Annotated in this window: 18 protein-coding genes, 1 tRNA gene and 1 pseudogene; 8 read left to right on the top strand and 12 right to left on the bottom strand. The window is 70.2% G+C overall.

Annotation, left to right across the window (positions count from 1 at the left end):
- Positions 1 to 43 precede the first annotated feature (43 nt).
- On the bottom strand, positions 44 to 5539 hold the full coding sequence (locus V9G19_RS12615) for an ATP-binding protein (protein WP_462285765.1): 5496 nt from the start codon (positions 5537 to 5539) through the stop codon (positions 44 to 46).
- Positions 5540 to 5765: 226 nt separating this feature from the next.
- On the opposite strand from V9G19_RS12615, the gene V9G19_RS12610 reads away from it, so the two are divergent.
- The 4 genes from V9G19_RS12610 to V9G19_RS12595 all read left to right on the top strand — a co-directional run bounded on the left by V9G19_RS12610 (position 5766) and on the right by V9G19_RS12595 (position 9661).
- Positions 5766 to 7457 carry an AMP-binding protein gene (locus V9G19_RS12610; RefSeq protein WP_462285764.1) on the top strand — a complete coding sequence of 564 codons (1692 nt, stop codon included), beginning with the start codon at positions 5766 to 5768 and terminating at the stop codon, positions 7455 to 7457.
- Between the two features lie 119 nt (positions 7458 to 7576).
- Positions 7577 to 8620, top strand: coding sequence for an SPFH domain-containing protein (locus tag V9G19_RS12605; protein WP_462285763.1), 1044 nt, complete (start codon positions 7577 to 7579; stop codon positions 8618 to 8620).
- A gap of 36 nt (positions 8621 to 8656) precedes the next feature.
- Positions 8657 to 8917: a hypothetical protein gene (locus V9G19_RS12600; RefSeq protein ID WP_462285762.1), complete on the top strand. Its 261-nt coding sequence runs from the start codon at positions 8657 to 8659 to the stop codon at positions 8915 to 8917.
- 66 nt (positions 8918 to 8983) lie between these two features.
- Positions 8984 to 9661, top strand: a complete 678-nt coding sequence (locus V9G19_RS12595) for a GOLPH3/VPS74 family protein (protein ID WP_462285761.1) — start codon at positions 8984 to 8986, stop codon at positions 9659 to 9661.
- A 6-nt stretch (positions 9662 to 9667) separates the two neighbouring features.
- Here V9G19_RS12595 and V9G19_RS12590 read toward each other — a convergent pair whose 3' ends face one another.
- Together V9G19_RS12590 and V9G19_RS12585 are read right to left on the bottom strand one after the other, a co-directional pair.
- Positions 9668 to 9847 (bottom strand): hypothetical protein, encoded by a 180-nt coding sequence (locus V9G19_RS12590; protein ID WP_462285760.1) that lies wholly within the window; start codon positions 9845 to 9847, stop codon positions 9668 to 9670.
- Positions 9848 to 10108: 261 nt separating this feature from the next.
- Positions 10109 to 10189: transfer RNA gene (locus V9G19_RS12585), tRNA-Tyr, on the bottom strand.
- A 59-nt stretch (positions 10190 to 10248) separates the two neighbouring features.
- Here V9G19_RS12585 and V9G19_RS12580 point away from each other — a divergent pair.
- On the top strand, positions 10249 to 10743 hold the full coding sequence (locus tag V9G19_RS12580) for a YajQ family cyclic di-GMP-binding protein (RefSeq protein ID WP_462285759.1): 495 nt from the start codon (positions 10249 to 10251) through the stop codon (positions 10741 to 10743).
- Here the strand turns inward: V9G19_RS12580 and V9G19_RS12575 are convergent.
- The gene (locus tag V9G19_RS12575; protein WP_462285758.1) at positions 10734 to 12590 is read right to left on the bottom strand and encodes a glycosyltransferase; all 1857 of its coding nucleotides are present in this window, start codon (positions 12588 to 12590) and stop codon (positions 10734 to 10736) included. The two genes, V9G19_RS12580 and V9G19_RS12575, sit on opposite strands and share 10 nt — an antisense overlap.
- A complete protein-coding gene (gene pepN / locus V9G19_RS12570; protein WP_462285757.1) occupies positions 12587 to 15088 on the bottom strand; it encodes an aminopeptidase N in 2502 nt (833 codons plus the stop codon). Before pepN ends, V9G19_RS12575 begins: the two co-directional genes overlap by 4 nt.
- Positions 15089 to 15291: 203 nt before the next feature.
- Here pepN and V9G19_RS12565 point away from each other — a divergent pair, with 203 nt between their 5' ends.
- Positions 15292 to 15963 (top strand): hypothetical protein, encoded by a 672-nt coding sequence (locus V9G19_RS12565; RefSeq protein WP_462285756.1) that lies wholly within the window; start codon positions 15292 to 15294, stop codon positions 15961 to 15963.
- 21 nt (positions 15964 to 15984) lie between these two features.
- Positions 15985 to 16158 (top strand): annotated as a pseudogene (locus tag V9G19_RS12560) (hypothetical protein); the annotation flags it as partial.
- A gap of 63 nt (positions 16159 to 16221) precedes the next feature.
- Here V9G19_RS12560 and htpX read toward each other — a convergent pair.
- Positions 16222 to 17079 (bottom strand): zinc metalloprotease HtpX, encoded by an 858-nt coding sequence (gene htpX, locus V9G19_RS12555; RefSeq protein ID WP_462285755.1) that lies wholly within the window; start codon positions 17077 to 17079, stop codon positions 16222 to 16224.
- 303 nt (positions 17080 to 17382) lie between these two features.
- Between htpX and V9G19_RS12550 the strand changes: the two genes are divergently transcribed.
- The gene (locus V9G19_RS12550) at positions 17383 to 19749 is read left to right on the top strand and encodes an HNH endonuclease (protein WP_462285754.1); all 2367 of its coding nucleotides are present in this window, start codon (positions 17383 to 17385) and stop codon (positions 19747 to 19749) included.
- Positions 19750 to 19943: 194 nt separating this feature from the next.
- Here the strand turns inward: V9G19_RS12550 and V9G19_RS12545 are convergent, their stop codons facing one another.
- From V9G19_RS12545 to V9G19_RS12520, 6 genes are read right to left on the bottom strand one after another with little or no spacing between them, the layout of a single operon-like run.
- Positions 19944 to 21440: an NADH-quinone oxidoreductase subunit N gene (locus V9G19_RS12545; protein ID WP_462285753.1), complete on the bottom strand. Its 1497-nt coding sequence runs from the start codon at positions 21438 to 21440 to the stop codon at positions 19944 to 19946.
- Positions 21437 to 22996: a complex I subunit 4 family protein gene (locus V9G19_RS12540; protein WP_462285752.1), complete on the bottom strand. Its 1560-nt coding sequence runs from the start codon at positions 22994 to 22996 to the stop codon at positions 21437 to 21439. The genes V9G19_RS12545 and V9G19_RS12540 overlap by 4 nt, the downstream gene beginning before the upstream one ends.
- A complete protein-coding gene (locus V9G19_RS12535) occupies positions 22987 to 24876 on the bottom strand; it encodes an NADH-quinone oxidoreductase subunit 5 family protein (protein WP_462285751.1) in 1890 nt (629 codons plus the stop codon). Before V9G19_RS12535 ends, V9G19_RS12540 begins: the two co-directional genes overlap by 10 nt.
- Positions 24873 to 25190 carry an NADH-quinone oxidoreductase subunit NuoK gene (gene nuoK / locus V9G19_RS12530; protein WP_462285750.1) on the bottom strand — a complete coding sequence of 106 codons (318 nt, stop codon included), beginning with the start codon at positions 25188 to 25190 and terminating at the stop codon, positions 24873 to 24875. The genes V9G19_RS12535 and nuoK overlap by 4 nt, the downstream gene beginning before the upstream one ends.
- On the bottom strand, positions 25187 to 25705 hold the full coding sequence (locus tag V9G19_RS12525) for an NADH-quinone oxidoreductase subunit J family protein (protein WP_462285749.1): 519 nt from the start codon (positions 25703 to 25705) through the stop codon (positions 25187 to 25189). The genes nuoK and V9G19_RS12525 overlap by 4 nt, the downstream gene beginning before the upstream one ends.
- The gene (locus V9G19_RS12520; protein ID WP_462285748.1) at positions 25702 to 26322 is read right to left on the bottom strand and encodes a NuoI/complex I 23 kDa subunit family protein; all 621 of its coding nucleotides are present in this window, start codon (positions 26320 to 26322) and stop codon (positions 25702 to 25704) included. The genes V9G19_RS12525 and V9G19_RS12520 overlap by 4 nt, the downstream gene beginning before the upstream one ends.
- Between the last annotated feature and the right edge of the window lie 154 nt (positions 26323 to 26476).

The raw sequence follows: 26476 nt of genomic DNA, 5'->3' as shown, positions 1-26476 counted from the left end.
CGTCCGTGGGGTGAACCAGCGGTGTCGCGCCGGGGATGATTGCTCAGCCCACGTCGAGCGCCGCGATGATCCGCGGCCGCAGGTCCGCGGCGGCGATGACTTCATCGACCGACCCCACCCGGACGGCCCGGTGAATGTCGTGGATCGTGTCGAACTCGCTGGCCACCTCGCCGAGCTTTTCGGCCCGGACCGACTTGCGGACCTCGGCGAGCTCGGCGGCGACGGCTGCGCGGTCCCCGTTGGCTGCCTCGGCCAGACGCGACTCCAGCTCCTTCACGCGCGGATCGGCGGAGGTGCGCTTGTCGACATCGCGGCTGAAAACGACGGCGGCGGCCGGGGCGCCACCGATCACCGAGGCATACGAGCCTTCGATGGCCAACACGGTCATCCGCGGGTTGAGTGCCTTGGAGAAGACGACGAAGGCGCCACCGTGATAGCGGGAGATGACGACGAAGACGATCGGCCCGTCGAAGTTGACGATCGCCCGCCCGATCTCGGCGCCATACTCCAGCTGCAGCCCGCGCATCGATTCGGGCGAGCCGTCGAAGCCCGACAGGTTGGCCAGGACGACCACCGGCCGGTTCCCGGAGGCGGAGTTGAGCGCCCGGGCGACCTTCTTGGACGACTTCGGGAAGAGCGTCCCGGCCGTGTAGGAGTCGGGGCCGTCGGTCGGGGGGAAGCCCTGCCGCGGGACCGCCTTGGACTCGATCCCGATCAGGCAGACCGAGTGGCCGCCGAGCCGGGCGTCGACGACCACGGCGGTCTCGGCGTCCGCCATCCCCGCCCACCGCTCCAGCATCGAGTGGTCCTGGTCAACGACCGCCCGGATGACCGTGCGGATGTCGAAGGCCTTCTTGCGCTCGGGATTGCTCTGCGCCGACCAGATGTCGCCGATCGTGGCGAAATCGATGCCCTCGACGGTGTGCGGCGAGAAGGTGACATCGCGATCGACCGGATCGACGCTCGGCGCGTGCCGAGGACCGTCCTCGCCGGGGGCGATATAGGTGGCGTCGTAGTGGGTGAGCAGGATCTCGGCGGCACCGGCCAGGTCGGGCGCCCAGTACTGGGCTTGCCCATTGGGCCCCATGACCCGGTCGTAGCCGCCGATCCCGAAGTTGTCCTCGGCGCTGACGCCCCCGGAGAAGTCGAGCGACTGCTTGCCGGTGAGCACCATCGCGCTGTCCGGGGTCATGATCAGCACACCCTTGGTATGCATCAGCATCGTGGACTCGGCGTTCCAATAGGGCTGGGCGCCGACATTGATCCCAGCGACGACGATATTGATCTCGCCGCCACCTTGGGTGAACTCGACGATGCGTTTCAACGCGCGGGCGACCCAGTCCATATTCTCGGTGCCCGAGTCCATCGCGATGCGGGCACCGGCCGACAACGCGAACCACTCCAGCGGGACCCCGAACTCCTCGGCGAGGTCGATCCCGGCAACGATCCGCGCGCACTCGTCCTCGGCCAGCGACCCCAGGGAACGCAACGGATCTCCCGCCAGGAGAACACGTTTGATCCCCTCGGGATGCAGCCGCGTCGGCGTGGTGACGACCGCACACACGATTCCGGAGGTGTTTTGGCCATGCGCGCGCTGGACCGGGACGAGGCTGCCCTCGCCGTCCAGGTCGTATTCGTGCATGGTGCCGCCGTCGCCGGTGATGAGGGATTCGAGTTCGTAGGGGTAGACCTGTCCGCGACGTCGGGCGCGGACGGCCTTTTCGGCATACGAGTCGAGCGGAGCGAGCCGGTCGGTGGCCGGCGACTCGATCGAGGCCAGCATCGTCGACCCCGGTTGTGCGGTCAGCCGGGCGACGATCGGGACGGCGCCGCCATCGGTGCCGCGCAGTCGCCCTTCGAAGCGCACTTCCTCGATGCCCGCCCCGGCCGTCATGGGGGCGACGCTGTGCTGGAGAGCGATGAGCTCTTGTGCACGCGCGTCGATGACCGGCCAGACACCGATCCAGATGTGGTTCATGTCCAGCTCGCTGCCGACGTCGCCGAGGAAGACCCGCGCGCGGCGAATCGCCTCAAGGCAGTTGGCCAGGGCACGCACGGTATGGGGCAGTTCCACGACGCGGCCCTTCGCGTCCCGCACGATCGCCAGCTGGCGCACCTCGGAAAGCGCGAACAGCCGCTGGTCGCGCGGGTTTTCCCGGGCGACGCCGTGTAGCAGGAGCACATCGCGGGGCGCCTCGAGCCGGGTCAACTCGAAGTCGCGCAGCCGCCAGATGTTCAACCGCCGACCCACCATGGGGTGGATGCCCCGAACCGGGACGTCCTCGATCACGGTGCCGTCGCCTTGGGGCCGGAAGGTGAAGTAGCCGACCTCGACGCCCTCGCCCCGGACGACGCCGACGGCGATCCGGCGCAGCGTGTGCACGAACGGCAGCGCCGCGACTTGCTCGGCCAGTTGGGCCGACGCGGCATCCTCGTCGAGGGTCAGGTCCGGCGTGTGGATATAGACATCGACGACCTCTTGGCGCCCGCTGTGCCCGAGCAGGCCGGTCAGGGCCTCGACGAGCGGGCTGCCGACGACCAGCTCGTCGTGCTGGCCCACCGTGGTGATCAGGTGCGACGGCCGGTCGTCCAGGGTGTAGTTCGCGCTGGCAAAGGGCCGACGGTCGACGTCGAACTCGCGCAGGTCGAGCATCTCGTGCTCGCGGTAGTGCCGCCGGATGAGCACGGCCAGCATGGCCTCGCGCGCCGGTGTCCCCGGCCGCAGCCGGTCACCGAGGAAGCTGACGATCCGCTCGGGGATGTCGGCGAGCGCTTCGCGGCGGCGGGTGCGTTCGGGGCCGTCCGGCAAGGAGTGCAGCGCCTCCAACTCGGCAGACACCGAGTCGAGGACGGACTTGCGCTCGGCGTCGACGAAGGGCTGGTCGAACCACCGGAAGCGGACGCTACGGGCCAGGTTGCCGACGACCGGGAAGCGCAGCTGGGTCGCCGAGATCAGGCGCTCCAGGACGTCGCGCGCGGTTTCGTCCAGCGGCGCCGCGGGCCGGGGCTCGACCAGCCACCGCTGCAGCACCGCGATCGTCAGCTGGACCTCCGGGGAGGACCGCTGCCCGGCGAGGAAGCGGCGGAAGACGGCGGCTTCAAGCTCAAGGCTGCGCTCCAGCCCGTCGACGCCGTAGTGCCGCAGCACCCGGATCAGCCGTTGGCGGAACTCCTCGGGCAGGGCACCGCGGTCGGGGTCGAGGGTGCGCAGATAGGTGTGGAAATACTCACGCGGCGAGTGAATCCGGAAGTCGTCGATCTCGACTTCTTCCCGCGGCTTGTTGCGGCTGAGCTCGGCGAAATCGGCGAACGTCTCAAGAAGGTCGAGTTCGTCGGCGAGCGGCACCTGGCCGACCGCAGCGAGTTCGGCCCGCGCCTGCAGGTAGCGGGCGAGGCCGGCGTCCTTCTCGGCCGGATCGCTGTCATAGCCGAGGACCATCGCCCGCAGATCCCGCAATGCTTGCCTGGCGCGGTCGGCCGGCTCGGCGGCGGCGTCGTCCTCGGACAGCCCCAGGGGGACTGCCTCGCCGCCCGCGGCGCTCGCGTCGTCGTCGCCGTCGCCTAGGGGCTCCAGGCGCGCCAGCGGCGCGCCGGTCTCGACCTGGCTGCCTGCCGAGACATGCAACTCCTTGACCCGGGCGGCGAAGGGCGCCGTCAGGACGGTCTCCATCTTCATCGACTCCAGGACGAGCACCGGCGACCCCGCGGCCACCTCCGACCCGACGGCGACGGGGGTCGCGACCACCAGCGCGGGCGACTGCGACCGGATGACGCCGCCCTCGTCCCTGCTGACCCGGTGGGTGACACCGTCGACCTCGACGAGATGGACGGGTCCGTGCGTCGCCGACAGCAGGCGATAGGTGCTCCCGCCGACCCGCAGGCGCGCGGCATACGGGCCCTGCCGGGTCAGCGTGACGTCGACCCGGCGCGTCTCGCTCGCGCTGGCGACCGTGGCCCGGAACCGGTCGGTGCCCATGCGCAAGACCGTCACCTTGTATGCCGCCCCCCGCAGCTTCAGCTCGACCGGCCGGCCGACCTGGTGCTGGACCTGGGGTTGGCCACCTCGCGCGGTCGTGAGCAGCCGGCTGCGCTCCAGCGCCTCGGCGTCCTCGTAGGCCTCGATGCCGGCCATGACCAGGGCGACGCCGGTGCCGGCAGTGCTGATCAGCCGGCCCTCGCCGCGGACGCGGTCGATCCAGCCGGTGTCGGCGCTGCCGTCGAGGACCTCGGGCTGGTCGAGCAGGTCGAGGACGAAGCTCTTGTTGGTCGCCCCGCCTTCGATGACGACGCTGGTCTCACGCATCGCCCGGCGCAGCCGGGCGAGCGCCTCGTCCCGGTCCTTGCCGTAGGCGATGATCTTGGCGATCATCGAATCGAAGTCCGCCGGAATCGAATCGCCCTCTCCGACACCGGTGTCGACGCGGATGCCCGGGCCGCTGGGGAAGTCGAGGTGCGCGATCCTGCCCGGCGCCGGTGCGAAGTCCCGGTCGGGGTCCTCGGCGTTGAGGCGCGCCTCGACCGCGTGCCCCTTCTCCGGCGGCTTGGTGCCCTCCAGCCGCCCGCCCGAGGCGACGTGGATCTGCAGCTTGACCAGGTCGGTGTCGGTGGTGACCTCGGTGATCGGGTGCTCGACCTGCAGCCGGGTGTTGACCTCGAGGAAGGCGAAGGTGCCGTCGCTGGGCTGGAAAAGGAATTCGACGGTGCCCGCACCGGCGTAGTCGACGGCGATCGCCAGCCGCTCGGCGCTGTCCTTGAGCACCTGCGCCTGCTCGGGCGTCATGACCACCGAGGAAGACTCCTCGATGACCTTCTGGTTGCGCCGCTGGACCGAGCAGTCGCGCACCCCGAGCGCCCAGGCGCTGCCCCGCCCGTCGGCGATGACCTGGACCTCGACATGCCGGGCGCCGGTGACGAGCTTCTCCAGGAAGACGGTGCCATTGCCGAAGGCGCGCAGGGCTTCGTCCCGGGTGAGCTGGAAGGCAGCCTCCAGCTCGGCGTCGCTGGTCAGCTTGCGGATGCCGCGGCCGCCGCCGCCCGCGGTGGCCTTGAGCATCAGCGGATAGCCGACCTGGGCGGCGGCCGCCGTGGCCTCCTCGAGGGTGTCGACACCACTGCGGCTCCACGGCGCCACCGGCACGCCGACCTCCTCGGCGATCAGCTTGCTGCCGATCTTGTCGCCGAGCTTGCGCATGGCCTCGCCGCTCGGCCCGATGAAGGTGACCCCGATCCGGGCACACAGATCGGCGAAGCTGGCGTCCTCGGCGACGAACCCCCAGCCGACCCAGACGGCGTCGGCGCCGGTCTCTTTCATGGCCCGTTCGAGGACCGCGTGGTCGAGATAGGGGCGCGCGGATGCCGGCCCGAGGTTGTAGGCGATGTCCGCCTCGCGGACGAACATCGCCGTCTTCTCCCCCTCGGTATGCAGGGCGACGACCTCGATGGACGGGCCGCTGCCAGCGCCGGCATTGAGGTCGCGGACTGCGTGGATCAGACGCATGGCCGCTTCGCCCCGGTTGATGACTGCGATCCGTGAGAACACCGTTGCCTCCTGAGGTTTACGCCTCTGTAACCTGCATCACAGCCTAGGGGAGACTGGGGTGGGTCGCACGCCCCCAGCGCGCCGCGGCGACGCCGATCGAGCTGGACGCGTGACCAGTCCGCGAGTCACGGTTACGTAGCTCACCAGCGCCCACCCAGGCACGGCTGAGTGGCGGACGCCTGGCAGAGTGTGTCCCGATCCTCCCGACCAAGGAAAGGCGACAACGATGTCGAAGGTGACCGAGGCCTACCGTCAGGCGCGCGATCAGTTGATCGCGTTGCGTGAGGACCACAGCCGGGCGGTGGACGAGTTCCGGTGGCCCAACCTCGGGGGACGGTTCAACTGGGCGATCGACTGGTTCGACGCGATCGCCCGCGGCAACGACCAACCCGCGCTGATCATCGTCGAGGAGGACGGGCGCCGCCAGGAGGTCTCCTTCGACGCGATGGCCACGGCGTCCGACCAGATCGCCGCCTGGCTGGCCGGCCACGGGATCGGCCGCGGCGACTCGGTGATCGTCATGCTCGGCAACCAGGTCGAGCTGTGGTCGACGATGCTCGGGGTGATGAAACGCGGTGCGGTCATCATGCCGACGACCACGGCCCTCGGGCCGAACGACCTGCGCGACCGGATCGAGCGCGGCGCCGCCAAGGCGGTTGTCTGCAACCCGGCCGACACCGACAAATTCGCCGACGTGCCCGGCGACTATCTCAAGGCGAGCGTCGGGGATGTGGCCGGCTGGGAGAATCTGCTTGCGGCATACGAGAGCGAGGTGGCGCCGGCCGAGCACCCCGGCACCGCGCCGACCGACCGGTTGCTGCTTTATTTCACCAGCGGCACGACCAGCCGCCCCAAGCTCGTCGAGCACACCCAACAGTCCTATCCGCTCGGTCACCTGTCGACGATGTACTGGCTCGGGCTGCGCCCAGGCGATGTCCACCTAAACATCTCTTCCCCCGGCTGGGCCAAGCACGCGTGGTCGTGCTTCTTCTCGCCGTGGATCGCCGAGGCGACGGTGTTCATCTATAACTACAGCCGCTTCGATCCGGCCGCGCTACTCACCGTGCTGCGCGACAACCACGTCACCTCCTTCTGCGCGCCGCCGACCGTGTGGCGGATGCTGATCAACGCCGACCTGTCCGGTGGGCCGGGCAGCCTGCGCGAGGTCATCGGCGCCGGCGAGCCGCTCAACCCCGAGGTCATCGCCCAGGTCGACAAGCACTGGGGCATGACGCTGCGCGACGGCTACGGACAGACCGAGACCACCGCCCAGATCGGCAACTGCCCCGGCGACGTGGTCAAGCCGGGCTCAATGGGCAAGCCCCTTCCCGGTATGCCGATCGTCCTCGTTGACCCGTTGACCAACGAGCCGACCGACGAGGAGGGGGAGATCTGCCTCGACCTCGAAGACCGCCCGCTGGGCCTGATGACCGGATATCAAGGCGACGACGCGCGCAACACGTCCGCCATGGCCGGCGGCTACTACCACACCGGCGACATCGCCTCCCGGGACGCCGACGGCTACATCACCTATGTCGGGCGCACCGACGATGTGTTCAAGGCGAGCGACTACAAGATCAGCCCGTTCGAGCTGGAATCGGTGTTGATCGAGCACCCGGCGGTCGCCGAGGCCGCCGTCGTCCCGGCGCCGGACCCGGTGCGGCTGGCCGTGCCCAAGGCATTCGTCGTGCTCGTCGCCGGGCACGAACCGACCCGCGAGACCGCCCTGTCGATCCTGACCTATTGCCGAGAACACCTGGCGCCCTTCCAGCGGATCCGCCGGTTGGAGTTCTCCGAGCTGCCCAAGACGATCTCCGGCAAGATCCGGCGGGTGGAACTGCGCCAGCGGGAGGAGGACTCCCCCGGGGCCGCCGCGAACGAGTGGCGCGATGACATGTTCCCCGAGCTGAAGGGCTAACCCCGGCGCGTCCGGCCAGGCCAGGGAACCAACCGGCCTGGCACAATCGTCCAAGCACCACACCAGGCAGGCCGGCCGCCGGGCCGGCCTGCGCCATGTTCGAAGGAGGACCGGCCGCCGTGGCCCGAAACAACACGACGACCACCAGCCCCGCGCCGATCGGTGCACCCACTCGCAGCGCCGGCGGACGGTTGCGCGCCATCGCGATTCTCGCGCTCGTTGCCGCACTCGTTGTCGGCGCGCTCAGCATGATCCGCACCGTTGCCTCACCCGCCGACGAGGTGGCCGTCCACAAGGGCGGTGGCGTCATCGAGGCACCCAACTCCAAGGGCTGCGTCGCGGCGAACTCGCGCGAGATCCGCCGACCGGGAGATCGCTACTACTGGTATCCCGCCTCGCAACGGACCTACAACTTCACCGGTGGCCAAGACGCCGACCACGGCCCGTTCTCGGTGGTGTCCAAGGACTATCAGCAGCTGGAGGTCCCCGGTTCGGTGGAATTCCGGCTCAACGTCGACTGCGCGGTCTTGACCCGCTTCCACGACGCGATCGGCAACCGCTACGCCTCCTTCTACACCAGCTCGGACGAATGGTCAGCCACGCCGCGCGGCTGGCAGCGGATGCTCGATTTGTATTTCGCTCCCGCCCTGGACGCGACGCTGGATCGAGTCGCCAAGAAATACACCTGGAAGGAGCTGTATGCCGATCCGACGATCAAGGACGAGATGAACCGGACCGTCAACGAGCAGCTCGCCGCCTTGATCCAGCAGAAGATGCCCGGCGAGGACGAGTTCTTCCAGGGCTTCTCGGCGCTCATCCAACAGCCCCGCCCAGCAGCGGCTCTCGTTGATGCCCTGGCCAACGAAGAGTCGGCCCGGGCCCAGGCGGCCGCCGCCAAGGCCAAGGCGGTCGCCGAGGCCGACACCCAGCAGGCCAAGGCGATCGCCGACGCCGAGGCGGCCAAGGCCGCGGCGCAGGCACAGGTCGCGGTCAAGGAGGCCGAGGCGCGGATCGCTCGCCTGGAGGCCGAGATCACCGAAGCGAAGATCAAGCCGTTCGGCTCGGCCAAGGAATACAACAACAACCGCGCGATCGAGAATGGGCTCAACCCCTATCAGCCGAGCTACGGCAGCGCGATCGTCACCCCGGAGGCCAAACCCTGACCGGCGCGCGGGCGTATCAGGGAGGAGAATGGTGTCATGGTGCGGCTGCTCATCCCGGCGCTGCTGGCCGTTGCCGGCGTGAGCGCCCTCCTCGCCGTGCTGCGCGACGGGCGCCCCGGTGCCAGTCTGCTGACCGGTGACCCTCGTGCTGGCGCCGGTATCCAGGACGCGCGGCCGGCCTCCCCGCAGCGGCAGGCGGTGCGCTGGACGCTCACCGTCCTCGGGCTGATCGTCCTCGTCACCGCGACGTTGCTGGTGTTGGCCATCCTCGTCAAGGGCGTCTGGGAACTCTTTTGAGGACGCCGGCCACGCGATCTCCAGGAGAAGATCCCGGGGCTGCCGGGAGGCGGCTACGGTGAGGGCATGTTGATCGCCGAGGAGTTCCTCCTCCTCTCCCGGACCGAGGACACCGGGAAGCTGCGGGCCTCGGCCCAGCACGTGCGCCTGGCGGTCTGCGGTGCCCTGCTCGTCGAACTCGCGCTGCGGGAGCGGATCGGTGTCACCCCACACCACCTGCCGTGGCGAGAGCGCGACCGCATCACGGTCTTGCTCGAGCGCACGACCGAGGACCGCATCCTCGACACTGCGCTGATCGAGGCGGTCAAATTCGCCGGCCACAAGCCCAAGGACGTCCTGATCCGGTGGGCCGGCGGCAAGGTCGGAAAGGGATTGGCCGACGATCTGATGGAGCGGCTGGTCACCTCCGGCATCCTCGATCACGAGCGCCGCGTCGTCCTGGGTGTCGTGCCGGTCGACGTCTATCCCGAGCGCGACCCGCAGCCGGAGCGGGCGGTGCGTCAACGGGTCGATGCCGCCCTGCTCGGCGCCGAGCCGAGTCAGGCTACCGCAGCGCTGATCGCGCTGCTCGTGGCTACCGACATGCTGACCAAGGTCATCTCGGACGAGACCGACAAGAAGGCGGCCCGGCGCCGGGGCAAGGAGATCGCGGCGCAGGCCTGGGCCGGGCAGGCGGTCAAGGACGCGATCGCCCAGATCAACGGGGCGATCTCGGCCGCCGCCGTGGTCGCGACCAATCGCTGACCGGCGTCAGCGCCGCCGGGCGACCGCGGCCGGTTTCAGCAGGTCCCCGTCCAGCCCGGGGATCGGCGAGCGGGGGCACCCGCAGCCGCTATCGCACGGCAGGTAGGTGTGCTCGGCGTGTCCGCAGCCCAGGCACGGCCGGTCATGGCTGAGGTGGAAAGTGTGCTCGATGACGGAATCCCACATGGGTAGCTCGCTCAGGTCAGCTCAGGGCCTCGACGGACGGTAACAGCAGCGGATGGTCGCATCATGAATCAGTCACTTCCGCGGGATTGGGGATCGGCAAGGCACCCGCTCCCGCTTCCTGGCGGCTGCCCCTGGCGAACCTCGACCGTAACAAACTCCACTGGGCGAATCCGCCAAGGCGACGTCGGACAAATCGAGGACACACCGATACAAACGGCCCCTGACTCGCGTTTCCGCTGATCAGGGGCCGGTCGACACGGGTGGCAGGTCAAGGATTCGAACCTTGGTAGCTTTCGCGACGGATTTACAGTCCGCTCCCATTGGCCGCTCGGGCAACCTGCCGTGCTGCGCATGGAAGGATAGCAAGCCAATCACCCAACGCGAAAACGAGGTAGGTCCGGATGGCCGATTCCACCTTCGACATCGTCAGCAAGGTCGACAAGCAGGAGGTCGACAACGCCCTGAATCAGGCGGCCAAGGAGATCGCCCAGCGCTACGACTTCAAGGGCGTCGGCGCATCCATCCAGTGGACCGGCGAGCAGGTGCTGATCACGGCCAACTCCCCCGAGCGTGTTCGCGCCGCCCTCGATGTGTTCGAGACCAAGCTCGTGCGCCGCGGCGTCAGCCTGAAGTCGATCGATTTCGGCGACAAGGAGGCCACGGCGTCGGGCAAGGAATACCGGCTGCAGGGCCCCCTCAAGAACGGTATCGACCAGGACAACGCCAAGAAGATCGCCAAGATCATCCGTGACGAGGGCCCCAAGGGCATCAAGGCCCAGATCCAGGGCGACGAGCTGCGGGTCAGCAGCAAGTCCCGCGACGACCTGCAGCAGGTCATCGCGCTGCTCAAGGGAAAGGACCTCGACGTCGCCCTGCAGTTCACCAACTACCGCTGAGCTCGTCTGTGGCTGGTCACGGAGCTGGAACTCGAACGCCCACTCCCCGGGGCCCAGTCGTCGCGTTTGGCGAGATAGTCGAGCACCTGGACGCGCAGCGGCGCGAGGTGCTCCAGCTCGATCAGCGTGCGCTTGACGAACGGGAATCCGGCGTCGAGCAGCTGGCGCCAGCCGTCAATGCACACATTGGTGCCCTCGGGAAGGCCGAGTGACGCTGCGGTCCACTCCGCCGCGTAGCTCAGCCCAGCGGCGTCCAACACCCCGGCGAGCCCGACCTCGTAGGTGTGGATGACATCGAGTTTGCTGCGCTGCGGTCGGACAGTCGCAAAGAAGTCACGCACGGGCTGGTGCTGCAACACCCCGCCGCGGAAGGCGAGGAAGTAGCTTTGCACGTAGCGCCGGGGGAAGGCGTATTCGGTTGGCCCCCACACGTCGGTTTGTGCTCGATCGATCCGGGCGACCAGATCATCCAGCGGCCCGAACGGCCCGAGCAGGGAGTCGTTGGTCAGCACGACGAGGTCCTTGCCGGCGAGGATCGGGTATGCCGCGAGCGCGGCCGACCAGGACCCGAAGTCGTAGCCGGCGTTGGGCCGGCGCACCACGGCCACTCCAGCCGGGACCTCGGCCACGCGCAGCCGACGCCATGGATCGGACGCCGCGACGATCAGGACGGACAGCCCGGCAGCGGCATACGCCGACGCGATGGCGAGGGCATCGGGCCGCAGCGCGCGAGTGGTCGCGTATTCCGCGAGGACGACGACGCGCGGCGCCGCGAGCACGGCCTCGAGATCGCCGGCCAGGTGAACCAGTCGCTGCGACACGCGGGCGTTGATCTCGCCACGCAGCCGCCAGCGGGCGTCCCGGGCTGCCCCGCGGGCCGTGCTCAACCGCCGACGCAGCCCGGAGTCCTGCCAGGCCTGCCGCGCGCTCCGCTCGGCGGCGAGCATCCGGTCGCTGAGGGTCTGGCCGTCATCCTGGGCGCGCTCGTGCGTGCCGCGCAGGGTCCAGGCGCGCGCCTCGGCCCATTTGGTCAACTCACCGGGGTGGGTCGACCACAACCGTGAGAGCTTGGCGAGGTGGCGGGCCTGGGCGCGGGCGAGCGGCATACCCGAGATCGCGGCGTCATAGCCGAGGTCGAAGTCGAACCGCTCGGCGACGATGGCCGGGGGGACGCGGACACCATTGACGATATTGGACAGGTTGATGCCATGGACGACCTGGGCCCACATGACCGGGGCCTGCACTTCGCGGACCGGGCCGTGGGCTCGGGCCCAGGCGTGTTTGGCGACATACACGGTGTCCGGCGGGGCCGTGGTGCGGCGTTCGATGAGCGAGAGGAAGGGGCTGGAGAGGATGTCGCTGCGATAGACCGCGCCGGAGCGATCGATCTGGATGCCGCGGGGAAAGTTGACGAACAGGCGGTCCTGCCCGGCGAACTGGGACTGCACGGCGGCCATGAAATCCATTGCCATCGCGTCGTCGGAGTCGATACGGGTGGTGATCAAGTGGCTGCTCGGCCCGCGCCCGGCGAGGTGGTCTGCGACGGGTGCGGCGAAGCTGTTGCGGCGGAACGGCACGTGGGTCCAGGCCGGCGTGAACGCGTCCTGAGCCAGGTCCTCGACCAGCTCGCGGAAGTCGTCGTCACACCGGTCGTCGAACAGGATCAGCCAGTCGAAGTCGGCGCCGCGTTGCCGGGTCACCGACGGGTAGCAGGCGTCGTAGAAGAAGGCCATCCGGTAGTCCAACCACCCCTGAGAGACGGGCGGCTGGCCGGCGTGCAGGACGGCGCTGAACCGGGTGAGCAACACGTGCTGGAAGCTCGGCGTGCGTTCGGGATCGGTCGTCACGGCCGTCGGGGAACGCAGCGTTCGGCCTCGGGCGGCCAGAAGGCCGCCCGAGAGGCAAGGGCTTCGGTCAGCTTGGACTGGGCATCGACGATGGCCCTGGTGACCGCGGGCGTCAGGTCGCCCCGGGCGAGGGCGGCGACGCCGAGATCGAGCGTGCGCTGCGCGACGACGCGCAACGGGTATGCCAGCGCGGCCACGGTGCCGAGGGCGTCCTCACCGACCCGCGCCGCGAGTGCCGGGATATCGGTGAAGTAGCGCTCGACATACGGGAGCACGAGGTCGACCTCGGGACTGGACCAGAACGCCCCGGCGATCGCGTTGAGGTCGTAGTTGGATCGTCGCGGGTTGCCGGTCAGCTCGGCCCAGGCCCACTCCTTGGCGGTCGCGGTCGGCCGCAGCGCCAGCGCGGCGAGCGCGGCTTGTTGCCCGGCCAGGCTGGCATCCAGCTCGCGATAGCGCTCGATCTCCTCGGCCGGCATCCACGCTCGACGGGCGAGGGCGCGCACGACGAACCAGCGGAAGTCCGAATCCTCATCGAGCCCCGGCGGCAGGTCGGCGCCGGTCAGCCAGCGCCGCAGCAGCGCCTCGTCGGTGCTCGACTGGACCAGGCAGCGCGCGGCGATCAGTCGGGCACCCACGGTCGTGGCGCCGCGCAGCAGCTCGTTGCTGGCCGCGGCGACGAGTTCTTCGGCGGCCGGAACCTCGGGTTCGGGAAGGAAGACCGGTATGACGCGGCCGAGGATGTGGCCGCTCACCCGGTTGAGGATCGACTCGTTGCGTTCGCTCGGCCAGGCGCGAGTGAACGTGCGCAAGACCTCTCGCGGGTCGACGGCGGCCAGGTGCATTCCGTCGATGAGCGCCAGCCAGGCCACGCTGCGAGCCTGGGCATCGGGTATGCCGGCTAGGCCGTCCGGCAGGTTGCGCCGGGTCTCGGCGTCCAGACCGCTCACCGCCCAGGTCAGGTCGGCCGCGTTGGGGAGCACGATCCGGGCGGTCGGCGCGGCGGCCAGCTCCGGCCACCGGGCCGTGGAGCGGGTGAGTGTCCCGGAGACCCGGAAGACCTCCGCATCGCCGGTGAACCCGGCGACATCGAAGGTGTGCGGCCGCCCGGCGCGCGGATACTCCGGCGGTGTCCCGCGGGCGACCCGGCCGGTGTCCTGGAAGACGTTCAGCTGGTCGAGTCCCTCGGTCTCGAGCCAGGCCGTGCTCCACTCGCGCAGCGGCATACCGGCGGCTGTTTCCATGGCGCCGAGGAAGTCGGCAAGCTCGCCATTGCCGAAGGCCAGTCGGCCGAGATAGTCCCGCACGCCGGCGACGAACGCGTCATCGCCGATGTGGGCGATCAGCTGCCGCAGCACGGCGCTGCCCTTGGCATAGGAGATGCCGTCGAAGTTGTTCAGCGCGGCCTGCGCCGTGGGAGCGGGTGATCCGGCCACCGGGTGTCGCGACGGTGCCCGCTCGGCAGAGTGACCCCACAGCTTGCGGGCCATCGTCGAGTCGACCCAGGCCCCGGTGTACTGCGTGGCGGCGACACAGGTGCGGTGCGCCATGTATTCGGCGAACGACTCGTTCAGCCACAGGTCGTCCCACCAGCGCATGGTGACCAGGTCGCCGAACCACATGTGCGCCATCTCGTGGGCGATCGTGTTGGCGCGGGTGAGGATCTCGTCCTCGGTGGCGACGCCGCGGAAGAGATAAGTGTCGCGGATCGTGACGCAGCCGGGGTTCTCCATCGCGCCGGCGTTGAACTCGGGGGCGAACACCTGGTGGTACTCGCCGAACGGATAGCGGATGCCGAACAGCTCGTGGTAGTAGTCGAGGCACTGGCCGGTCAGCGCGAGCAGCTGCCCCGCCTGCCGCCGCAGCGGCTCGCCCAGCGAGGCGCGGGCATGCACGCCCAGGGGTATGCCGTCGTGCACCTCCCGCACGCTCGCCCATGGCCCAGCACAGATCGTGACGAAATAGGTTGCGAGCGGCGGGGTTTGGGCCAGTTCCCAGTGTCCCGGCCCGAGTTCCCGAGCGGCGCCATTGCCGAGGACCGACCAGTCCTGGGGAACTCGGACGGTCACGGCATACGGGGCCTTGAGGTCCGGCTGGTCGAAGCAGGCGAAGACAGTCGAGGCGGCGTCGAGGAACATATGCCCGAAGACGTAGCTGTTGCCGTCGGCCGGGTCGAGGCTGCGGTGCAGCCCCTGCCCATCCTGGCTGTAGGCCATCGTTGCCGCGATCTGCAGGACGTGCTCACCGCCCAGGCCGTCCAGCGGGAGGCGTCCGTCGGCCACGCTCGCCGGGTCGATTCGGGTGCCGTCGAGCGTGATTCGGCGCAGGTGGTGGGCGCGCACATCGACGAACGTCCCGGGCTCGCTCGCTGTGAACCGGAGCGTGGTCGTCGAGCCGAAGTGCCGATCCCCTTGGTCCAGGTCGAGGTCGACCTTCATGTGGGTGACCTGAATCGCGCGGGCACGGTGCTGCGCCTCGGCGCGGGTCAGGCTCGGCATACGGTCATCCTGCCCGCTCCGATGGCCGCGCAGACCGTGGGCGGCCCGCGAACTGCACCAGAGGCACAACGCTCCGCGAAATTGGTGCCCGAGCGCTCTATCCGAGGGCTGGGTATCGACGTTACGATCCGACTGGGCTGGGGAACGTCATATGCGCTGCTGCTCACCTCCGATCACAGTGATTCGCAATCTGGAGTATCGCAATGCGCAGTGCCAACCAATTCTCCCGGGGGCTGGCCGCGGCCGTCCCCTTCACTCTCCTCATCGCCGGCGTGATCTCCGCACCGCCGGCACAGGCCGCGGCCTACGTGGTTGACCGCGACCACATCGACACGTCACAAACCCGGGCAACGGGGCACGTGGAATTCGCCGGCGGCGGCATGCACGTCTGGACCAGGGGCACCACCTCGACCGACAAGGCGGCCGGCTACTTCGACGTGGTCGTGCCCCTCGCCGGCGTGGTGTCCGGCAGCGGCGAGGCGGGCCTAAATCTGCGCATCGACATCGACGGCGACGGCAGCTATGACGGGACGCTGGTCTACGAGTCGATCTACAACGGGACGTGGTGGCTGACCGAGGGCTGGTCGGCGGCGATGCGCGCCAAGGCGCCATACATCGCTCCTGGCGGTGGCAACAACGACGGCCAGGGATCTCCCTACTACGGCAGTCTGGCCGAGTGGCGAGCCGCCTTCCCCGCCGGCGCCATCGTCCAGGCCGGATGGGTGCTGGGCGTCCCCGCAGTCAACACGCTGCATGCGATCAAGCTCGGCGAGACGACCTACGACCTGGGCAACCGCGTGAGCGCCGATCTGACCGTCAGCACGCGCACGAATGCCAGCAATGTCACCTTCCTCGTCGTCCGGGTGAACGCTTAGCCCGACGGCAACCCGAACGGCGGCATGGTCACGGTAAAGCGCAATGGCGCTGTCGTTGGGTCCGACCCGGTCACCAACGGGGTTGCCGAGATCCGGCTCGGCGTCCTTGCCCGCGGCACCTATACCTACACCGCGACGTTCTCCGGCACCAAGACGGTTCAGCCGGTCACGGAGAGCTACACCTTCACCAAGTAGGTCAGGCATCATCCCGAGAACCCGCGGTGTGCAGGGCCCGCCGCGGGTTCTCGGTTGTCGGCTTCAGGGTCGCGGTCTGCGCGCCATGGCCTCCAGGCGAGCGATGCGCTCGCCCATCGGGGGGTGAGTGGCGAAGAAGCGCGAAACGTCCTGAGCGCGGAAGGGATTGGCGATCATCATGTGGGAGCTGTTGACCACTTGGGGTGTCGGCGCGAGGGGGGCGCGGCGGGTGCCCATCTCAAGTTTGCGCAGCGCCGAGGCCAGCGCGAGCGGGTCGCCGGTCAGCGTGGCGCCGTCCTCGTCGGCGTCGTATTCGCGGGTGCGGCTGATCGCCATCTGGATGACCATTGCGGCGAAGGGCGCGAGGAGGGCCATGCCGAGCAGGGCGATCGGGTTGGGACGGTCCTCGTCGCTGCCGCCGAAGAACATCGCCATCTGGGCGACTGAGGTGATCACCCCGGCGAGCGCGGCCGCAATCGAGCCAGTCAGGATGTCGCGGTTGTAGACGTGCATCAGCTCGTGGCCGAGCACGCCGCGCAACTCACGCTCATCGAGCAGGTTCAAGATCCCCTCGGTGCAGCAGACGGCGGCATAGTTGGGATTGCGCCCGGTGGCGAACGCGTTGGGCGCCTGCGTCGGCGAGACATAGAGCCGCGGCATGGGTTTGCCTGCCGCTGTGGATAATTCGCGGACGATGCGATACATGCCCGGCGCTTGGGCCTCGCTGACCGGGTAGGCATGCATCGCCCGGATGGCCAGCTTGTCGGAGTTCCAGTAGGAGTAGAACGTCATGGCCAGGCCGAAGAGAGCGAACAGGTAGATGTATTTCCCGCTGCCGATGATCGAGCCCATGCCGAGTAGCAGGACCCAGATGAGGCCGAAGAGCCCGGCGGTCTTCAGCCCGTTGAAATGGTTGTGCATGCCTGGTGCAACGCTCCTTCCAGCCCGGTTCGTTCCCTGGTCGGGGCCGCTCACAGATCACTCACAACACGGGCAGACGTCATCGGTTCCACGCCTGACACGACGGTGCCCGAGGCCCCTCCCCCAAAGCGAGACCTAACGATTCGCCGGGGCGGGCCGAGCGGACCGAGGTCGCCTGAGCCAGCCACCCCGGCGGGCATGGCAGCACTTGGTCGATTGCGTTCCAGCCCAATGACAATCCCGGCTCCAATAATCCGAGCTTTGTTCTTGACTACTCACAGGTAATCTAGTATAATTCTGAGTATGACGGCGATCCTACCCACCACCCCCGGAACCCCCGGGGACGATGGCGGCTGGGACCACACCGTGAATGACTTCTTTGATGACTGTGACGGGCTGGCCGGTCAGCTGAGTCCGGAGGAAGAGCTGGCGCTGCTGCAACGCGGGGATGAGGAGCCGATGTTCGCCGACGCGGCCGAGGAGGCCGCGTTCTTCGCCCAGATCCGCGCGGACATGGAGGACTACGAGGCCGCCCAGTTCCCCCGCCGCGGCCGCGGCGGCTACCCCGGCGGCGGCGAGGGTGGGGATGAGTGCGGGTCGCGGTTCGCGGAGCTGGTGGGGGCACCACAGCGGGCGAGCGATCAGGTGGCCTGGCTGACCGCGATCACCGACGCGTTGGCCGAGGTCGACGGCCTGGCCCAGGACGCGGGGCAGGGGGAGCGGATCGAGGTGTTGAGCGTGTGTGAACGCCTCAAAGCGGCCCTGGCGGCGGCCCAGGCGCGAGTGAGCGTCGCGTTCGCCGACACCCATACCGCCGACGCGCACGCCCGCGGGCTCTCGCCGCGGGCGGCGAGCCGGGGAATCACCCCGCAACTCGCGCTGGCCCGCGGGTGTAGCCCGTCGGCGGCGCAGGCGCAGCTGTCCCAGTCGCGGGCGTTGACCAGCGTGTTACCGCACACCCTGGCCGCCCTGACCGCGGGCCTGATCTCCCCGGCGGTCGCGGGCGCGGTCTGCGCCGAAGCCGCCGGGTTGTCCGAGGACGACCAGCGCCTCCTGGACGCCGAGCTCGGGGAGCGGTTGCCGGTGTTGACCCTGGCGCAGGCGCGGGCCGCCGCCGCCCAGGTCGCCGCCCGGCTCGACCCGGACGCCGTCCTGGCCAGGCACGCCAAAGCGGTCTCCTCCCGGGGAGCGTGGACCCGGCCGGCGCCGGACGGGATGGCCTACCTGACCCTCTTGGACACGTTGCCGCGGATCGTGTCGGCGTACGCGTGTTTGCACCGGCACGCCACCGGCGTGCTCGCCGGCGCCGACCCGGACGACCCGCCGGGGGAGCGGACCTATTCGCAGGTGCTGGCCGACACCGCGATCGCCCGGCTGTCTGGGCTGGCGTCCGGGCAGTTCCCCCCGGCCGCGGTCACCCTGGTGATGACCCCCGACAACCTGTACGGCAAGAACCTCAACGACCTGAACGACCTATTCACCCCCACCGCCCCCAGTGACACCACCGACAACACCGACACCGACACCACCGACACCACCGACACCACCGGCGCTTCCGACACCGACAGCGACAGCACCGCCGACAGCCGTGCCACCGACACCACCGGCAGCGACAGCGGCGCGAACGAGACTGCCGACGCTGACCCCACCGACGACGGCGAGCCCACCGACCAGCCTGGGCCCGGAGACCCTGACACCCACAACGAGCCGAACGATGGCGGCGCCGAGCCCGCCGACACCCGCGCGGGCAGCAGGAGCCAGCCGGCCGATGAGAGTCGTCCCGCCGCGGAACTCGCCGCATCTCCCGGACCTGCTGAACCGGCCGCACCTGCTGATCCCGGTGACGATCGCGGCGACCCGGACAAGGCCGCCGATCCCGACGACACCGACCCCGCCGGCGTCCTCGCCGACCAGCGGCCCCCTGACCCCGCCGACACGCATCCCGACAGCCACCCCGCCACCGAGTCCGACCCCATCACCGAAGCCCCGGCGGGCGAGCCGCCAACCCCGACGGACCAGCACCCACCCACCGAGCCTGCCTGGCACCGCCCCGGCGAGGGCAGCCGCTGCGCCGGCGCCGCCGACCCCGTCCGCATCCTCGGCCACGGCACCATCCCCGCCGCCCTCGCCCGCGAATGGCTCCTCTGCGGCTGCGACACCCCCGACACCGACACCGACACCCCCGACAACCACTGCGGTCCGCCGGGCCCCGGCGAACACCCCGCCGCGGCGTCCCTGCGGCGGGCGTTCACCAGCCCCGACCGGCGCGACCTGATCGCCCTCGAATCCACCGCCCGCCTCTTCCCACCCCTACTGCGCTCCCTGCTCATCCTGCGCGACGACCGCTGCCGCATGCCCCACTGCGATGCCCCCATCCGCCACGCTGACCACGCCGTCCCCGCCGCGAAGGGCGGGCCCACCAGCTACCAGAACGGGCAAGGCCTGTCCGCCGGCTGCAACTACACCAAAGACCTCCCCGGGTTCACCACCCGCGTCCTAACCCGCGCCGAGATCGCCGCCTACGCCGCCGGACCCGAGACCGACCGCAACACCCACATCGCCCGCAACGCCAGGCCCCGCACCCACATCACCGCGATCACCACCCCCACCGGCCACACCTACCTCTCCATCCCACCCCCAGCCCTCGGCTGGGGCCACCGCCCCACCTGACCGGCGCGGCCTGACCACCCCGTCGACCCCGGGCCGGACCCATGGCCGCTGTGCTCGGCCACGCCGGGCCCGCGCTCACTGGTCGCTGGCCCACCCCACGCCGCGCGACACATCGCATCCAGCTACCCGGCCAGGACCCAAGCTTCCGCTTGCCGGCGTCGGTTCCGTGACGGCCCCCCTGCCCCCAGCACCCGTCAGGCCAGCCCGGCGAGGCCGAGGATCAGGCCCGGCACGACGCTGGCCACCACAAGAACCACCGTGGCGAGCACCAGGGCGGCGAGCAGGCCGGGATCGAGCCGCTGACGCGGGGTCTCGGGCGGGGGGCCGCCCGAGACCAGGACGAGCAGCCAGCGCAGATACACGGCCAGGCCGATGACGACATTGACGACGGCCACGGCAACAACCAGCCAATAGCCAGCCCCGACGATCGGACGCAACGCGACGATCTTGGCGAACAGCCCGGCAATCCCGGGCGGCAACCCGGCCAAGGTGAGCAGCCCGAGACCCAGCGCGCCAGCCAGCAGCGGCTGGCGCCGCCCCATGCCCCGGTATGCCGCGAGCGAGCGCTCCCCCGCACCCTCCGTTCCGCTGTGCGCAGCGGCAGCGACGGCGAAGACCGTGAGGGTGGCAGCGGCATACACCAGCAGGTAGGTGACCGCGGCGGCGATGCCGCCCTCGCCGAGGACCGCCATCGGCAGCAGCACCCAGCCGCCCTGCGCGATCGTCGACCAGGCGAGCAGCCGGACCGGGTCGTCCGCGGTGAGCGCAACCAGATTGCCGAGCGTCATCGAGGCCAGCGCGATGACCGCGAGGATGACGATGATCGTCCCCCGGCCATCCTCGCCGTCCATGGCCGGCGCGACGAACGGGCGCACCACGACGACGACCGCGCCGAGAGCAGCCACCTTGGACGTGGTCGCCAACAGCGCGGCGACCGCCTCGTCCGCCGGGACGAACGCCTGCGGCGTCCAGGTGTGGAACGGCACCGCCGACAACTTGAAACCCAGCCCGGCGAGCAAGAAAAGCACCGCCATGACCAGCGCCCGGTGATGGTCGGCATCGGCCCAGGCTGCGGCGACTGTGTCCGGCGCGAACCGGGCGTCACCCGTGGCCAGCACCCACAACGCAAGCCCGACCGCGAGCAGCCCAAACGACGTCAGCGAGGTCATCAGCAGCGCGGTCGCGCCGCGCTGGGCCCCGGGCGAGCGCGATAAAGCGACCAAAGCGACCGCCGGCAAGGTGGCGAGCTCGATCGCGATCAGCCAGCTGGGCAGGTCACGCACGGCCGGGACGACAACGGCCCCCGCGGTCGCCGTCAGCACCAGCGCCACCGTCACCGCGGGTCCCCCGCGTTGCGCGCGGGAGATGTGCCCGGTGCCCGGGCCGAGAAGTAGCAACACGAGCAGGCTGGCGCCGAGAGCAATCAACTGCAGCGTCGCCCCCCACGCAGTGCCCTCGTAGAAGCAGGCCCCGTCCGGCCCCGCGGGCAGGCACAGGGTCCGCCCGGTCACGCTGTCGAATGCGCCGAAGGGCAGGGCGCCGATCCCCGCGCCGAGGGCCACCAAGCCGACGGGCAGATGCAACCCGCTCGCCCGCGACGCAAGAATGTCGAGGACCAGGACGAGCAGCGCGCCACTTATCGGTGCCAGCGCCGGCGCGAGGACCAACCAGTCGAAGGAGACGACGCTCACGGCCCACCCCCGGTCAGCATCGCCCCCGCGGCCGGCAACAGCAGGCCGGGCAGGATGCCGAGAACGACCACCGCAAGCCCAAGGATCCCGCAGACGAGTTGCTCGGATGCGGTCATCTCCCGCAGAATCCGCGGGCGCCCTTCGCGCTCCTCGCCGCCCCCGCCGTCACCGCCGACCTCGTCGCCCGCAGCGCCGCCGACTGCGTCACCAACCCAGACCAGCGCCGCCACCCGCAGGCAGTATGCCGCCGCCAGCACCGCGCCGAAGGCGGCCGCGACCACGCATCCCCGCAGCAGCACCCCCGTGTCAGGCGGCAGGTACGTGACGCCGAGATCGACGTAGGTGCCTGGGCCGGGGCTGGTCCAGGCGGCATACAGGGAGAGGAACTCGCCGGGGAAATTGGCCAGGCCGGGCAGGCCGAGGCTGGCGGCGAGCCCGAGCATGAGCGCGAGCCCGAAGCGCGGCCAGACCTCGCGCAGCGCCGGCCGCACCACCGCGAGATCGGTGCTCCCCCACCGCTCCTTCAACCCACCGACGACGACGAACAGCAGGGCCGAGACGACCCCGTGGGCAACATTGGTCAGCACCGCGGCGCGCACGCCCACCGGCGATCCGGAGCCGAGGGCGAGCGCGACAAAACCCATGTGGGCCACCGAGGAAAAGGCGATCAGCCGCTTGAGATCCCGCTCGACCAGGCAGGCCAGACCACCCCACAGGATGCCGGCAACACCGAGCACCGCCAGGATCGGACCGAGTTGGGCGAACCCGCGCGGCGTCATCTCGCCCGGCAGCCGGATCAGGCCATAGGTGCCCATCTTGAGCAGGACCGCCGCCAGCAACACCGACCCGCCGGTCGGGGCGATCGTGTGCGCCGCCGGCAACCAGGTATGCAGCGGGAACAGCGGAACCTTCACGGCCAGACCCAGGCTGAGCAACACGGCGACGACCAGCTGCTGCTTGTCGGTCATCCCGACCAACGGCAATCGGTCCATGCTGGCGGTCCCGCCGAAGCGAACCAACGCGAGAATCCCGGCCAGCATCGTTGTCGACCCGAGCGCCGTATACAGCACGAACCGCCCCGCCGCGTCCGCCCGCCCCCGCGGATCGTGCGGGTCGCCGAAGCGCCCGATGAGCACCCACATCGGGATCAACACGATCTCGAAGGCGACGAAGAAGAGCACGACGTCCCGGGCGAAAAAGCATGCCAGCGCTCCCAATTCGACGAGCAGCACGAGACCGAAAAAGAGCCCGGGAGGTCCCTCCGGCGCGTGGTCGAACCCGTGCAGGACGACGAGCATGGTCACGACCGCGGTGAGCACGAGCAGCGGTCGGCTGACCCAGTCCGAGGCGAAGGCCCAGTCCACGCCGAGCGCGGCGATCCACGGGCGCCGCCACTGCGCGCCGGTCGCGACCGCGAGGCTGGTCGCGATCAGCGCCGCCCCGCTCGCGACCACCGCCAGCCCGTATGCCGCTCGCGCCCCCAGCGCCCGCCCGGCCAGGACCAGCCACATCCCCGCGACCCCCGGGGCGAGCAGCGCAACGAGAATCACACCCACCAGGCCACCCCCGCGAGCGCGAGCAGGCCGAGCAGGACCCAGACGAGGGTGGTGGCGATCCGCTCGCGTTCGTGGGCGCGCGCCCCGAGGGCACCCACGCCACGGGTGCCGACCGCTGCGGCGCGGACATAGATGTCGACGACCTCACGGTCGAGATAGGCAACCGCGCGCGCCAGGGCGAGCACCGGGCGAGCGACGAGCGAAAGATAGGCGCCGTCGGCACCGAAGCCAGCGCTGGCCGCGCGCATCCACGCCGTGGGTTCGAGGTCGTCGTCGGGCCGCCATCGCCAGCCAATGGTGGCGCCGAGGAGGATCAGGGCCACCGACAGCCCGAGGACCAGCACCGAGAAGTGCCCGGCCGACAGGGGGCCGAGGAAGAAGATCGCGCTGCCGGCCAGGCAGGCGAGGGTGAGCAGCCCGAGGACGAGGCGCACGCCCCCGTCCGGGCCGGACGCATGACTGCCGGCCTCGGCGGGGCCGGAGGCGACGACGGCGTAGGCGCGGGCGGCATACGCGGCGGTGAGGGCGACGGTGAGCAGCAGCGCCACGGTGACGATCCCCTGGCGCAGTCCCGGGCCCGGCTCGGTGTCGACCCAGGCGGCGACGTCGATGACATGCTCCTTGGAGAAGCCGCCGACGGTCAGCGGGACCCCGGCAAGGCTGGCCAGGCCGATGCCCCAGGCGAGCCGGGCGAGCAGGTGCGCGCGACCACTGCCCCGCAACGCCCGGGCGGCGGTCGAGCCGGCCGCAACCGACAGCCAGCCGACGGTGAGGAACAGCAGCGCCTTGAAGATCGCGTGGCCGTAGAGGTGCCCGATCGCGGCCTCGGCGGCCGGTTCCGGGTGCGCGGCTGGGCTCGGGAGGCGGAAATGCGCAGCCGCCGGCGCCGCCGCGAGCGGGGCGAGCATGACCGCGATCTGGGAGATCGTTGACCAGGCGAGCAGGCGCTTGAGGTCGGTTTGGAGGAAGGCGGCGAAGCCGGCGAGAACCATGGTCGCGGCGACGCTGAGCGCCAGGATCCATTGGGCGGCGGCGGCATACGTCAGGAGCGGGGCGAGTTGGGCGAGGACCCAGGTGCCGGCGGCGACCATCGTGGCGGCATGGATCAGCGCCGAGGCGGGGGTCGGGCCCTCCATGGCGTCGGTGAGCCAGTCCTGGAAGGGGATCTGGGCGGACTTGCCGAGCACGCCGACGACGAGGGCGGCGAGGGCGAAGGCGACGGTCGCGTTCGGGGGGCTGGCGCAGGTGGTGCACGTCTGACCGAAGCTCGGATCGGTGGCCAGGGTGAGGATCAGGTCGAGGTCGGTGGTTTGGTAGGTCGCGGCGAGGACGACGATCCCGATGACGAAGCCGGCATCGGCGAGCCGGGTGACGAGGAAGGCCTTGAGTGCGGCGCGGCGGGCGGTCGCCTTGCGGCTCCAGTGCCCGATCAGCAGGTAGGAGCACCAGCCCATCACTTCCCAGCCGACGAGCAGGTGCACTAGGTCGCGGCTGGTGACCAGGAGCAGCATGGCGGCGGCAAAGAGCCCGACGGTGGCGGCGAAGGAGGCATAGCGGTCGTCGCCGGCAAGATACCAGGCGGCGAAGATCTGCACGGCGAGCGTCACCAGCAGGACGGTCAGGGCGATCGCGTCGGTGACCGGGGTGCCCACGATCTGGCCCCCCACGTTCAGCCCGGGCAGGTCGGGCCACAACACCGGCGCCCGCCAAGGCCCCTGCTTCCCCAGCGCGGCAGCGACCCCCACGCCCGCGGCGGCCACACCGGCCACCACGGCGACCGTCGCGGCCAGCCGGGGCCGCGCGTGCCCCACCAGCAGAGTCAACCCTCCCCCGCCCAGCAGCAACCCGATGGCCAGGGCGAGCAGCGCGCCCGCGATCACGGCGACACCTCGGGCGACGCGGAGCGCTCGGATAGGTCGATGCTCGCGCCGCGGCGGAAGAGCGCGACGATGACCGCGAGCGCGACGACGACTTCGGCCGCGGCGATCGTGATGACAAAGAGGGTCAGGATGTTGCCGGCCTGCCAGCGATCGCCCTGAACGGCGCCGGTGGTGACGAGCAGCAGCCCCGCCCCGGCGAGCACCAGCTCGATCCCGATCAGCACGAGCACGGCGTTGCGGCGGGCGAGGATGCCAAAGGCGCCGATCGCGACAAGGAGGGCGGCCACGGCATACGGGAGGGCGAGGTGGATCATCGGTGGCCCCCAGCGGGGCGGCTGCCCGGACGGGCCACGGCCAAGGCCGCAACGAGGGCGATGAGCAGCAGCACCGAGAGCAGTTCGAAGGGCCACACCCACGTGGTGAATAGCTGTTGGGCGATCGACGTCGAGTCGGCGTCGGTGATGGCCACTGCTTGCTCGCCGGCGAGCGGCAACAACACGGCCAGCAGTAGCGCCGCGAGCCCGGCAGCGATGACGCCGGCCAGGGCACGGTGCAGCCGGGAGGTGGAGTGCTCGGCGCGCGGGCCGATCGGTGCCCGGGTGAGCATGAGCGCAAAGATAACGAGGACGACGACCGCGCCGACATAGACCAGGACATGCACGAGGGCAACGAGTTCGGCGCCGAGGACGAGATAGCAGCCGGCCAGGCCGCCGAGGCTGAGCACGAGCCACAGCGCCGCGTGGACGAGGTGGCGCGTGGTGACGGCCAAGAGCGCAGCACCGACGGTGATCACCCCGGTCGCCGCAAACGCGATATCTAGACCGGTCACGACCCGGCCTCGCCGGCAGGACCTTCGACCGGCGTCGGGGGCGTCTGGCGACGCGCCCTGGCGGGCCGTTCCGGGCGCTCCCCGGCGCCAGCCGCCCTGGCCGGCCGCGCCGGCGCCCGCTGCGCGACAATCTCGGCCGGGTCCGCAGCGGCCAGATCCAGGGCGGGCGGCGGCGGGACCGACTCCATCCAGCCGCCGAGCCGGTCCTTCTCGTGCAGCAGGTCATGGATGTCGAACTCGGCATACTCGAACTGCGGGGACCAAAACAGCGCGTCGAACGGGCAGACCTCGATGCAGATCCCGCAATACATGCACAGCGAGAAGTCGATCGCGAAGCGGTCGAGGACGTTGCGCTGCCGGTCGCGCCCGCCGGGCGTGGTCGCGGGGACGGTCTCCTTGTGGGCGTCGATATAGATGCACCAGTCCGGGCACTCCCGGGCGCACAACATGCACGAGGTGCAGTTCTCCTCCAGCAGCGCGATGACCCCCCGCGAGCGCGGCGGCAACTCCGGTCGGACATCGGGGTATTCGGCCGTATGCGCGTGCCGCACCATCGTGCGCGCGGTCGTCGCCATGCCCTTGACCAGGCCGGGCACCAGACCCCTGCGCGCGCTCACGCTCTCCAACCTAGCCGGGTGCGCCGACTCGGGCCAGCAGGCACGGGTCTGCCATCGGCACGTTGCCCAATATCGCCGCCACCAGAGAATTCCGGGTCACCGTGTAGGTCTCTGGCTGCTATCGCGACCAGAGACCTTCACGCTGGCTAGCGGC

Source organism: Nostocoides sp., assembly GCF_037045025.1.
In the GTDB taxonomy this organism is placed as follows: domain Bacteria; phylum Actinomycetota; class Actinomycetes; order Actinomycetales; family Dermatophilaceae; genus Nostocoides_A.
Note: the sequence above shows the minus strand (reverse complement) of the source record. Positions and strands in the feature narration are given on the sequence as shown.